Origin of the sequence: Psychrobacter sp. SCQQ22, from assembly GCF_015864605.1 — a bacterium.
GTDB classification, from domain to species: Bacteria; Pseudomonadota; Gammaproteobacteria; order Pseudomonadales; family Moraxellaceae; genus Psychrobacter; species Psychrobacter fozii.
The window spans coordinates 25968-37943 of record NZ_JADYWZ010000003.1 but is presented as its reverse complement, the minus strand read 5'-3'; the positions used below and the strand labels follow the sequence as shown (position 1 = coordinate 37943).

9 protein-coding genes are annotated in these 11976 nt (G+C 44.1%); 2 read left to right on the top strand and 7 right to left on the bottom strand.

Features of this window, described 5'->3' with window-relative positions:
- Positions 1–73 precede the first annotated feature (73 nt).
- The 7 genes from murC to I6E84_RS04870 form a co-directional block, all read right to left on the bottom strand.
- Positions 74–1513 (bottom strand): UDP-N-acetylmuramate--L-alanine ligase, encoded by a 1440-nt coding sequence (gene murC, locus I6E84_RS04900; protein ID WP_197216538.1) that lies wholly within the window; start codon positions 1511–1513, stop codon positions 74–76.
- An 84-nt stretch (positions 1514–1597) separates the two neighbouring features.
- Entirely contained in the window at positions 1598–2683 is a 1086-nt protein-coding gene (gene murG / locus I6E84_RS04895) for an undecaprenyldiphospho-muramoylpentapeptide beta-N-acetylglucosaminyltransferase (protein ID WP_197216536.1), read from the bottom strand.
- Positions 2684–2995: 312 nt separating this feature from the next.
- Positions 2996–3967, bottom strand: a complete 972-nt coding sequence (gene gshB / locus I6E84_RS04890; protein WP_197216534.1) for a glutathione synthase — start codon at positions 3965–3967, stop codon at positions 2996–2998.
- A 216-nt stretch (positions 3968–4183) separates the two neighbouring features.
- Positions 4184–4906, bottom strand: coding sequence for an orotate phosphoribosyltransferase (gene pyrE / locus I6E84_RS04885; RefSeq protein ID WP_197216532.1), 723 nt, complete (start codon positions 4904–4906; stop codon positions 4184–4186).
- 61 nt (positions 4907–4967) lie between these two features.
- Positions 4968–6008 (bottom strand): hypothetical protein, encoded by a 1041-nt coding sequence (locus I6E84_RS04880; RefSeq protein ID WP_197216530.1) that lies wholly within the window; start codon positions 6006–6008, stop codon positions 4968–4970.
- 337 nt (positions 6009–6345) lie between these two features.
- Positions 6346–7185, bottom strand: a complete 840-nt coding sequence (locus I6E84_RS04875) for an SDR family oxidoreductase (RefSeq protein WP_197216528.1) — start codon at positions 7183–7185, stop codon at positions 6346–6348.
- 63 nt (positions 7186–7248) lie between these two features.
- Positions 7249–9423, bottom strand: coding sequence for a DUF4105 domain-containing protein (locus I6E84_RS04870; RefSeq protein WP_197216526.1), 2175 nt, complete (start codon positions 9421–9423; stop codon positions 7249–7251).
- A gap of 191 nt (positions 9424–9614) precedes the next feature.
- Here I6E84_RS04870 and ampD point away from each other — a divergent pair, with 191 nt between their 5' ends.
- Both ampD and murJ read left to right on the top strand, forming a co-directional pair.
- On the top strand, positions 9615–10202 hold the full coding sequence (gene ampD, locus I6E84_RS04865; RefSeq protein WP_197216524.1) for a 1,6-anhydro-N-acetylmuramyl-L-alanine amidase AmpD: 588 nt from the start codon (positions 9615–9617) through the stop codon (positions 10200–10202).
- Between the two features lie 135 nt (positions 10203–10337).
- Entirely contained in the window at positions 10338–11888 is a 1551-nt protein-coding gene (gene murJ / locus I6E84_RS04860) for a murein biosynthesis integral membrane protein MurJ (protein WP_197101540.1), read from the top strand.
- Positions 11889–11976: the final 88 nt, after the last annotated feature.

Here is an 11976-nt window from a genome sequence, read left to right as displayed (position 1 = left end):
CCATGGCTGTATTTTTTGCATGTTTTTGATCATTGTTCGTCGTCATGAGGATAACTCCTAGAGTTCTTTTAGCTTACTTGATGTAAAGGTTGTTTGCAGCCAAATCAACGGATATTTGCCCCACATTACCAGCGCCTTGAGTAATCAGCATGTCATTGGCTTTCAATAGACGCTGCATCACAGGCGCTAGATTGTCCTTATCAACAATCGTAGGTTCAACTTCACCGCGCAAACGAATACTACGCGCCAATGACTTGGTATCAGCACCTGTAATTGGCGTTTCACCTGCTGAATATACGTCTAATAATAATAGCTCATCTACGCTTGAAAGTACTTCAACAAAATCATCATAGCAGTCACGCGTACGGCTATAACGATGCGGCTGAAACAGCATGACTAAACGGCGATCAGGGAAACTTTGACGAGCAGCTTTAATAGTTGCATCGACTTCCTTTGGATGATGACCATAATCATCAATCAATAGGACGTTGCCATCATCGATATCTACAGAGGCATGCTGCTCAAAACGACGGCCAACACCTTCGAATTTTTGCAGGGCGCGCTTAATGGCTTCGTCATCCACGCCTTCATCGGTCGCCATCGTGATAGCAGCAAGCGCATTATAAACGTTATGAGTACCAGGAATGTTGAGCGTCAAACGTAAAGGCTCACGGTCACGGCGCAACACGGTAAAGTGGGTTTTAGTGCCCTCAGTCACTAAATCAACACCTTGCACATCATTAAAAGGCTCAAGACCAAAGGTCAGTACAGGGCGGCCAATATCATCAATCATCGCATACAGCTCTGGGTCATCACCACACACCACAGCCAGACCATAAAATGGCATATTTTGTAGGAACTGAATATAAGCGGCTTTTAATTTATCAAAGCTGTTCTCATAAGTTTCCATATGGTCTTGATCGATATTCGTCACAATTGCAGCCATTGGATGCAACGATAAAAATGATGCATCAGACTCATCAGCTTCAGCGACTAGAAAGCGACTACTACCAAGCGCGGCATTTTTCCCAGAAGCATTAAGCTTACCGCCAATCACGTACGTAGGATCGAGCTGGCCTTCTGCCATCATCGTAGTGAGCAAGCTAGTCGTTGTGGTCTTACCATGAGCACCCGCAACAGCAATACTATGACGATAACGCATCAACTCACCCAACATGTCTGCACGGCGAACGACAGGCAAGCGTGCTTCAAGGGCTGCTTTAATCTCAGGATTGCTACGATCAATCGCTGACGATACGACGACAACATCTGCGTTGGCAATGTTTTTCGAGTCATGACCAATTGATATTTCAATGCCAATCTGCTGTAAACGTCGAGTGACCAAGCTCTCAGCGATATCAGAACCACTTACTTCGTAACCTTGATTGCTCATCACCTCGGCGATACCGCACATCCCTGAGCCGCCAATACCTACAAAATGCAAATGCTGGATACGACGCATTTCTGGTATTTCAATCAAACGTTTAGGTAGCGCTTTCGCAGAGGTAGGCATAATCAATTCTCTTGGTTAAAGGCGAATAAAATGTGGTGAATCAGAATAATTAGTTATAAAAATAGCAGCTGGTAGAAATATAAGCTACAGGGTTTGCCAAATAATATCAGCGACCTGCTTGCTAGCACTACGGTTGGCAAGCGCATGGCCTTTCTTGGCCATGGTTAAGCAAGCACTTCGATCAAGCGCTGCCAGCTCATTGCTCAAACGCTGTGGCGTTAACTCAGATTGAGGTAATAAAATCGCTGCATCATGTGAGGTTAACGTACGAGCATTGGCTGTTTGATGATCATCAACGGCATGCGGCAGCGGTACAAAAATAGCAGCAATACCGACGTTTTGAATTTCGGTAACGGTCAATGCACCTGCTCGGCAAACAATGATGTCTGCCCAATTATAAGCAGCGGCCATATCATCAATAAATGGCTGTACCACAAATTTATGAACGCTCAAATCTTGCTCATCATAAGCAGTTTTCGTGGCGGCCTCATTATTTCGTCCACATTGATGACGCACTTCAAAAGGACGGTCTATCAACGCCAGCGCTTTTGGCACGGTATCATTTAATACTTGTGCACCAAGCGAGCCACCAACCACCAGCAACTTAAGTGGTGACGTATCATTCAAATCGTAACGTACAGTCGGTTCCACGACACCAGTGATAGCATTACGTACCGGATTACCAACCGTCTCTAGCTTTGCATCAAGCTCACTATTTGCAAAAGTGTGCTCAAAGGCCTGTAATACCTTGGTAGCAATTTTAGACAGATAGCGATTACTCATGCCAGCAATAGCATTTTGCTCATGAATAATAAGCGGCGTGCTGGTCATACGTGCTGCAATACCGCCTGGTGCGGTCACATAACCACCGAAGCCTACGACAATATCAATCTGATTGTTGCGAATGACTTTTATAGCAGCCATCGTCGCTGATAGCAGGGTTACAGGTAGCTTTAACAAGCGCCCTACTCCTTTACCACGCAGCCCTTGCATATCAATGGCATGAAAGCTATAACCAGTTGGTTTAACTAGGCCATTTTCCATGCCATTTGGCGTTCCTAACCAATGAATAACCGCACCGCGCTGGGTCAATTCCTCAGCCACTGCCAATGCTGGGAACACATGCCCGCCAGTACCAGCAGCCATCATTAATATATGCGGTTTTTTCATGAACGCCTGCCTATCTTTTTATTTATATGAAGGACTTATCATCCTATCAGGATTTTAGTTATCGACAAATAACGACCCTATAAAATCTCGCATAGTATAGTGTAAATCGTTGACTTATATATAGCATTTTATGCGTCGTTAATAATAAAAATCCAAGCCGTGAACAACCTCGGCTTGGCTTTAATAAATACGCTGTAACATCGATAAAATCGACATTTTCAATCACGTTTCGACAAGATATATTAGCACAACTATTTTTTTATCATTGTGCACATACCTTAATGATAAATCACCCTATCATTACTACGATGCTCAAATCGTGAATTTATTTTCAATGGCGATAATAAAGTCCGTCGCAATGTCTGTACCACACTGATCGTCAATCTCGCGTACACAAGTCGGACTGGTAACGTTAATCTCAGTAATACGACCGCCGATGAGATCTAAGCCAACGAACATAAGACCTTTTTCTTTCACAATAGGTGCTACTATTTCTGCCACTTGACGTTCGATATCAGTCAACGGCATAGCAACACCACTACCACCTGCAGCTAGATTACCACGGGTCTCGCCTTTGGTCGGAATACGAGCCAAACTATAACCTACCACCACACCATCGACGATTAATACGCGTTTATCGCCTTCGACAATCTCTGGTAAATAACGCTGTGCCATAATTGGCAGCGTCTCTAACTCCGTCAATACTTCTAGTGTGACACCAATGTTTGGGCTATCAGCAGTCAGACGGAAGATACCTGTACCACCCATACCATCTAGGGGTTTGACAATAACATCTTGCTGCTCAGCAATGAACTTGCGAATGTGCGCCTGTTTACTGGTCACAATCGTTGGGCTCATATAATCACTAAACCAAGTGGCAAACAATTTCTCATTACAATCACGGATGGCTTGCGGATCGTTGACCACGAGTACGCCTGTCGCTTTTGCATGATCGAGCATATAGGTCGTATAGATAAAACGCATATCAAACGGTGGATCTTTGCGCATCAAAATCACGTCATAATCACTAACCGGTGCCGTTGTTTTATCACCTAATGTATAGAAGTCTTTAGGATCACGCTTTACCGTTACTGGCTGCGTATCGACCATCAACTGCCCACGATCCAACCAAAGATCTTGAATCTGACAGTATCCTAAGCTATGCCCGCGATCTTGTGCTGACCACATCATGGCTAAGGTAGTGTCTTTTTTATAATTGACCTGCTCGATAGGATCCATAATAACGAGTATGTTTAACGATTTTTTTTGATTTTCTAGACTCATAACAAAACTCACTTACGTTGTATAGTCAATCAATCTTAAAAATGGTATAAGGCAGACGAGCGCAAGTACTACAGTAGTAGGCTAAGCGAGTCTAACGTCATAACACTTTAAGAGTGGTTCGACTATATTGTTAATAGGCAGATATGAGCGGTTAAATAGGTAAATATCATCTATTCAGCATAAAAGATGCTCGCTCATAAAACCATCTACGACAAATTATACGCCGTACTGCGTGCGATAATGCTGCATTTTTGCAAGCTGAGTCGCATCTTTGTATTGGCTATTGTCATCTGCTAGATAGCTGATTAAATCATCAATATCGATGAGTGCGCGTACAGGGACCTCTAAGGTCGAAGCCAGTTCTTGAATAGCAGAATGCTCAGCTTGACCTTTTTCTTTACGATCAAGAGCGACAATAATACCGGCAACGCTTGCGCCCGCTTGCTCTAAAATCTCGACCACTTCACGCATGGCTGTACCAGCTGTAATGACATCATCTAATACCCAAACCGCTTTGCCATTGACATCAGCACCCACCAAGTTACCACCTTCACCATGGGTTTTGGCTTCTTTGCGATTGTAACCCCATTTAGCATTGATACCATGATGGTTCCATAATGCTTGTGCGGTGGCAGCAACAAATGGGATGCCTTTATAAGCGGCACCAAAAATGACCAGCTCTTGCTCATCTGTACCGTTATTGGTCGCTGCCATCTGTTCAGCTAAGGCGTCGGCATAACCACGTGCTAACAACGATAACATCTCACCTGTCGCCAGCAAACCTGCATTAAAAAAGTATGGACTAATACGACCAGACTTAAGGACAAACTCACCGAACTTAAGGACTTGGTTATCTAAAGCCAATTGAATGAATTGATGCGATGAGAAAGTAGGCTGAGCATTAGGTACTGAATTATTAGGTACACGAGCATTGGACATTAAGGCATTCCTATTAACAAAAATGAGGGCAAAAAATTGGCATTATTGTACGCATTATTGATCAGCTTGACCAACCATTGATGTCGTAATCCTGCATATTAGGATAACGGGTCAATAGACCACTACGTGATGAGAGATTGAAATAGCACTGACCATCATGACTCACTTGTATCTCCCAGCCCAAGTGATAAGCGGCAACAATAATATGTCCCGTAAATAGACGCACCTGACGGTATGCATGACGCTGCGATGGCTCACAGATGACCTGACTAAGCAGATAACTGCGTACATGCTGACAAATTTGCGCCGCGCTATAACTATGATTGATACTTTTGCGCGTACTGCACTGCTGCAACGCATGGACGGCAACACTACACGCCATGATATCAGTGGCCAGACTACCCTCGCCCGTCTCAAACTGCTGCGGCTGCAAAATCACTTGCCAATCATCGGCATAGAGGCTACTGAGTAGCTCATCAGGATTATAACGTTTGGTCAATGCACGCAGAGAGGTTGAAGCATCTCTAACTTTACTGTTACTGGCATTACGATTACTGGTATTGCAGTTACCGGCATCAGCACCATTCAAATCAGCGCTTAACGGACTGCCAGCAAGCGTAAAACCATAACGCTGTAGTTTTGGATAAGCCTGAAGCGCTTGCTGAATATCTGACATATCTAACAACGTCATATTCGTCAATGCTGACAACAACGGTTGCTCGCTATTATTATGATAAAAGCTGTCCGGAAATTCAGCAAGCTCCGCTGCACTCAGTAACGACAGATGCTCACCCAAGACTTCTGAAGCAATTAATGCCCATTTCGATAGACTGTCTTTGTTAGGCTGATAAAAACGGGCAGCGTTACCATATAAACGACGCAGCTGAGTATTTAGACGACGCGCAGGCTCTGGGATATCAGTCAAAGGCCTTGCAGGATCAAGTGGAGACTGCTTAGGATCAAAGTTAGGATGCACGATGGCAGGTTGTGTACTATCAGAAAAAACAGGCGACTGCTCAGCACTGCCTTCTGTACGCTTGCCACCTGCTGCTGTGATGTCAGCACTGGATAAGCAGTTATCAGAAGTAGAAGGCTGGGTCATGAGAGCTCCATAGACTATAAAATATAAAACGAATAAGGTAAATCAGGTCGAACGGTCATCTTATACCATTCACAAAAATTAGAGTAGCGAGGAACACGAACGCCAGTACTATACATTACCCACTGGATGAGTTTAACCACGACTAGACTTACTTTTTTGATGTAGGGCGTGTCCTCATTTTGAAAATGGTGATAAAAATGAGATAAATTGCAGCCAAATAAGGAAAGTAGTACAGATAATATCGAGATATTAGCAAGCTACTTGACGCAGTTTAGCAAATATTTGACCATTTTTAGCCCATTTAAAGCTTAATGTTCAGATTGAGGACATGCCCTAATTATGCTTGATGGTTCAAAATATCACGGTAACCTGCTTGCCAATCAGGATAATCTAGCCAAGCTAATGGAATGTTGCTATGCAAGCGTTTTCCCGTAACCGCTGTTTTTTCGTTATCCATGGCAGGAGGTGTCTCGCCTATTTGCTCACTTAACCAAACACTCAACTCCAATGTTGTCACTGGTGCATAGTCAGTCGCCAGATATATTGGCTCTGGCGAATCCATGGTCAATACATTGGCAATAATATTGACCAAATCACGATCCATAATTCGATTGCTCCAATGGCTCGCGGCCACTGGCTCTTTTTGCGGCTCGCGGGCTTTACGTAGGCGCATTAACCGCTCGCGCCCATAGATACCGCTGGGACGAATGACCACGGCCTTATTTCCAAAGCCCTGTTGCAGCGCTTGTTCTGCTTGCAGTATGACCTTTGACGCGTCGCGCGCAGGCGTGATGGGTGCAGTATGCTCATCAATCCACTCGCCATTGTCTTGGCCATAGACACCCGTTGATGAGATAAAGACAATGCGCTCAAGGTTGGTCAGATTTTCTGCAAGATTTGCCAAGTGCTGACAGATCGCTAGATAACTGTTGTGATAGCCGCTGCTCGAATACTCATCAGGCGTGACGATAATGGCAATATGCGTAAAACCTTGCAAGATTTGGGCAGTCAGCGTTAATGCATCGGCTTGTTTAAATATGGCTTTATCATCCAACGCATAATCCTGCCGCTCACCACGAGCCAGACCCGTGACATTCAAGCCATCCTGCGCAAGCTTATTGGTCACTGGTAATCCAATATCACCTTGACCAATAATTAATAAATGTTGCATATTCATAAATAACTCTTCCCTTTATACAACCATTACGGCGCTTAGAAGCAATTTTTTCTAAATCAATGTCTAAAAATAGCGTCTGTATGACAGCTGTATATCTTCATTGGCATCGATACGTTCTTGCCATTCGTAATTGGCATTGATGCGTAGTGCTTGTTTTTTATCAATATCGTATTGCAGACCTAGCGTCGATATCGGTTGCCAATAATGACCGCGAATGTTCGACTCATCGCTGCTGCCATGATACCAATATGGCAGTTGCAATTCAGCCTGCGCGCGTAACTGATTGTTAATTTGATAACGACAGCCAGCATTTATACCAGCACCGACACGAAAGCCTTTATTGATACCACGACCTACTTGCGTCGTACCGGACAACAAGGTGTAGCATAATTGCGGCGGCATCTCGCCAGTATCTGTATTGGGGGCTCCAAATGCCCAAGACCACCCTGTCTCGTAGCCCACGCTCCCCACTAAATGGTCTGTGCCGTCTTTCTGCGAACCGTCATTGACGCGTGTCGCTTCGATACTTGCGCCCCACGTTTTACCTTTTTTGGCAGAATTAACAGGATTAAAAGAACGACCGCGAATTAACGTGGCATTTTGCAAGACCACATTTTTTGGCTGATTGTCTTTATCATTATCCGTGTCATATAAACGTAAGGTCGCCGCAATGCCTTCTAAATTAAAAAACTGCGGATATCCTGATGAGCGGTCAAGCGTATCATGGAATCCTGCCCGCAAGCCCAGATCGATATAGTTATTGTCACCGCGCTGCCCTATCCCGATGCTCCCCAATGTCAGCGGATGTCTGTCAACAGGATTGTTATCTGATACAACGATACTAGTCGGCAATAATGTTTGCTTGTCAGCTGACATGCTCGAGACAGCATTGAGCTGAGCAGATTTAATCTCGTCAATCGTCTGTGTGGCGCTGTTGTGATAGCCAAGTTGCTCACGCTGCTGCCTCACTTTATTTAACTGAGATTGGCGTAAGGTACTATCAGCTGGGGTGTAAATACTGCTGGCAAGCAAACCTTCACTATTAAGTAACTGCACGACATCTGAAGGAATGACCGCATAAGGCAATCTGCTTAATAAATGCTGCTGCGGGCGCACCACGTCAATTAGACGCAACACTTCAGATGCGCAGTTATCTGTGGTGAAGTAATATGGTAACTTCAAATCCTTGGTTTCCCAGACATGCAACATGATTTTCTGAACTTCGCTTGGTGTCAAATCCAATTGATAGGTCCACGTATCGCGCTCATCTCCCTGTAGATAATTCACGAGCTTTTCAGGATAAGGGTCAATCTCAATAAGACTGTCATAAGCACCAATCATTGACTTGACGGAGTATACTGGAAAGCTATCCTCAGGATTGCCATCTACCGTATAATTCAACGCATGAGCGTGATGAATTTGGCTAGGATCAGCGACGCTTTCTTTTGAGTCGATACGTAGCAGAGTATGAGCAAACGCTGAGAGAGGATTGTCCAAATACTCCTGTGCAAACATGAGAGACAGCTGCTCAGGTGCAATCGTTTGCATCCACTTATCTAGCTCTGGACAGTCAGCTTGTAGCACAGTGTCGTCAATATTCAACGTATCAGTCAGCCATTGTACTCGTGCTGGAAAACGGCATAGTACAGAGTTGCTATCGACAGCACGACTACTGACAGAATGGCCGTCGGTTATTTGGGCAGAACTTTTATTAGCGGTCTTTTTATTAGTAGCGGCCTGCATTTCGTCGGCAAGGGCAACAAGCAGAGCATCAAGCTCTGCACCTGAATCACTCCGACCATTTTCACTTAAAAAGAAGCCAGCGTCATCAACCATACTGGTGTTTTTTTTCTTACCAATTAAGTTCTTTTGATCATCAAAGAAATACAGTAATCGTCGCCACGTTGTATGCTGTGCCAGATTTTCTGTTTTTGCTTGTGTGCGCCACGTGGCTAATAACGATTGAGCACTGCTGTCTTGTACGCCTTGCATACTTTGCGTGTTGTTAGTTTCTTCTTCAGCGCCATCATGTGGCATGGTATGTGTCGTATTACTATTTATCGGTGTTTGTGGCTCACTCGCCAATTCACCTGTGGTTACTAGCGATTCTGGTGTTGGCAAAAAAGCCTGTGCTTGGCCAGAGAATAGTAACCCAGCGATAGCAAGTGGCAAACAGGCTCGTTGGCAAGTTATTGTTAAGGTACAATCGACTGATAGAGACATAGGCTTTGTAGCCATGAGTAAAACCTCGCACGTTATTATTCATACGCTGATAGCGTGATTAGGGGCTGACTAATAATGTCTACTGTAGTGTTAAGGTCTGTTGAATATGCAACAGACCCTAAATAAAACAATCCAAAACCCGTTTTCGACCTAGATTGTTTAAATCTCTGGGGCGTGTTTGATAAATTTTAGTAAAAGAGAATATTATGTCCAAATCATCCTCAATGACTATTAAAGACGGCTTATTATCTGCAGCCACATGGCTCGCATCGCCCAACAAAAATATGCGACCAGCAGATATGAATATCGACACTATCGTCATTCATAATATCAGCTTGCCACCCAACGAATTCGGCGCTTGCGACACTGATGGCACTCACTATGTTAAGGCGCTGTTTACCAATCAAATAGATTGGAATGCCCATTCCTACTTTAAAACTATAGAAGGGACCGAAGTTTCTGCGCATCTATTTATCGAGCGTGATGGGTCGATCACTCAGTTTGTAAACTTTAACGAGCGTGCTTGGCATGCCGGTCGATCAAGCTATTTGGGACGACCTGAATGTAACAATTATAGCATTGGTATCGAACTCGAAGGGTCAGATTTTACGCCTTTCACTGACATGCAATATGACAGGCTCGCACAGGTCGTCAGTGCTATCTATGAAGCTTATCCTAAAACTCGTCGTCACTTGACAGGTCATAGCGATATCGCGCCAGGACGTAAGACAGATCCTGGTGATTATTTTGAATGGACAAAACTGCGTGAAAACGTTGCCGTTCTATTAAAATAAAACACCCTATTTTGTCCACATGTCATATTCCACATTCAATCCATTTATCTCGATTATGAAAGTGATATAATTCGTCAGTTTTTCAACACAGAAAATCAGCACACAACCCAATACAACTTAGCAAGATAGGTTCTCATGGCAAAAAGTCGGTTATTTCGTTCAACCATGGTGGTCAGCAGTATGACCATGCTGTCTCGTATTTTAGGCCTAGTACGCGATGTCGTATTGTTAGGTGTTTTTGGCGCTGGTGGTCTGATGGATGCCTTTTTGGTCGCCTTTAAGATACCCAACTTTTTGCGACGTCTATTTGCAGAAGGCGCTTTTAGCCAAGCGTTCGTACCTGTTCTATCCGAATACAAAGAAAAGTACAGCCTACAGCAAGTACAGATTTTAGTCAGTCGCACTTCAGGTGCTCTGTTAATGGTTCTATCCATGCTGACAGTCGTGGTTATCTTAATCGCGCCTTGGGTCGTGACGTTGTTTGCACCCGGCTTTGCCGATCAACCCGATAAATTTGCCATCACTGCTGAATTACTACGCCTAACCTTTCCGTATTTGCTATTCATTTCCATGACGGCTTTTGCCAGTGGTATTTTGCAAAGCTACGGACGATTTGCTGCACCAGCGTTTGCACCAGTGTTATTAAACTTATGCATGATTGGTGGTGCACTGATTTTCGCCCCAATGTTCGATACCCCTATCATGGCACTTGGCTATGCCGTCGCTATCGCAGGTTTGCTACAGTTTTTGCTACAGCTGCCACAGCTATGGCAACAAAAACTGCTGGTCGCTCCAAAGATTGACTTTCAGCATGAAGGCGTTCGCCGTATTTTAAAACTCATGCTCCCTGCCATTTTTGGTGTTTCTGTCACTCAGATTAATTTACTATTAAACACCATCTTTGCATCATTAATGATTGGTGGGTCGGTTTCTTGGTTGTATGCTGCAGAGCGTATGAGCGAGCTGCCACTAGGTCTGATTGGCGTGGCAATTGGTACAGTCATATTACCAAGTCTGTCAAAAAGTGAAGCGATGCAAGACGACGTTAGCTTCAAAAAGACGATTGACTGGGCGGCACGCTTAATCATATTAGTAGGTGTTCCGGCATCAGCAGCGCTATTTATACTTGCAGATGTATTAATGCAAGCATTGTTTTTGCGTGGTGAATTTACTTTGCGTGATGCACAAATGAGCTCGCTAGCATTGCGTAGTATGGCTGGTGGTATCTTAGGCTTTATGTTGATTAAGATATTTGCCCCTGCATTTTTTGCACGTCAAGACACTCGAACGCCTGTAAAAATCGGTATCATCTCCGTTATAGCCAATATGGTCTTTAGTGTTATTTTTATTGGTATTTTCTATTTCTTGGAGATTCCACTACACGGTGGCTTAGCATTAGCAACCACAGGTGCGGCATTTGTAAACGCAGGGCTATTGTATTATTTCTTACATAAGCGCGATATTTTCCGTTTTGGTAGCCACTGGAAAAAACTGTTTGCCCAGTTTGCCATTTCTACAACCGCGATGATTGCAGTGCTGTATTTCATGTTGCCCTATTTCCCTGCCGATGATGCTCAGTGGCGACGTATTACTGCTCTTATTATTATGTGTGCCGTGGGTGCTTTGGTTTATGGTGTGGTATTACTCGCTACAGGCTTCCGCCCCCGCCAACTAAAGCATGGCTAAACATACCAAACAAGGCCTTAACTTACGAAACCAAAACAAGCTTGGCCTGAGAACTGACAGTGTTCGATACGAATATTTGTCATAATAG

Excerpts from the sequence above, each read along its gene's own strand:
- murC (WP_197216538.1), bottom strand. The coding sequence starts at position 1,513 with ATGCCTACCTCTGCGAAAGCGCTACCTAAACGTTTGATTGAAATACCA.
- murG (WP_197216536.1), bottom strand. The coding sequence starts at position 2,683 with ATGAAAAAACCGCATATATTAATGATGGCTGCTGGTACTGGCGGGCAT.
- gshB (WP_197216534.1), bottom strand. The coding sequence starts at position 3,967 with ATGAGTCTAGAAAATCAAAAAAAATCGTTAAACATACTCGTTATTATG.
- pyrE (WP_197216532.1), bottom strand. The coding sequence starts at position 4,906 with ATGTCCAATGCTCGTGTACCTAATAATTCAGTACCTAATGCTCAGCCT.
- I6E84_RS04880 (WP_197216530.1), bottom strand. The coding sequence starts at position 6,008 with ATGACCCAGCCTTCTACTTCTGATAACTGCTTATCCAGTGCTGACATC.
- I6E84_RS04875 (WP_197216528.1), bottom strand. The coding sequence starts at position 7,185 with ATGAATATGCAACATTTATTAATTATTGGTCAAGGTGATATTGGATTA.
- I6E84_RS04870 (WP_197216526.1), bottom strand. The coding sequence starts at position 9,423 with ATGGCTACAAAGCCTATGTCTCTATCAGTCGATTGTACCTTAACAATA.
- ampD (WP_197216524.1), top strand. The coding sequence starts at position 9,615 with ATGTCCAAATCATCCTCAATGACTATTAAAGACGGCTTATTATCTGCA.
- murJ (WP_197101540.1), top strand. The coding sequence starts at position 10,338 with ATGGCAAAAAGTCGGTTATTTCGTTCAACCATGGTGGTCAGCAGTATG.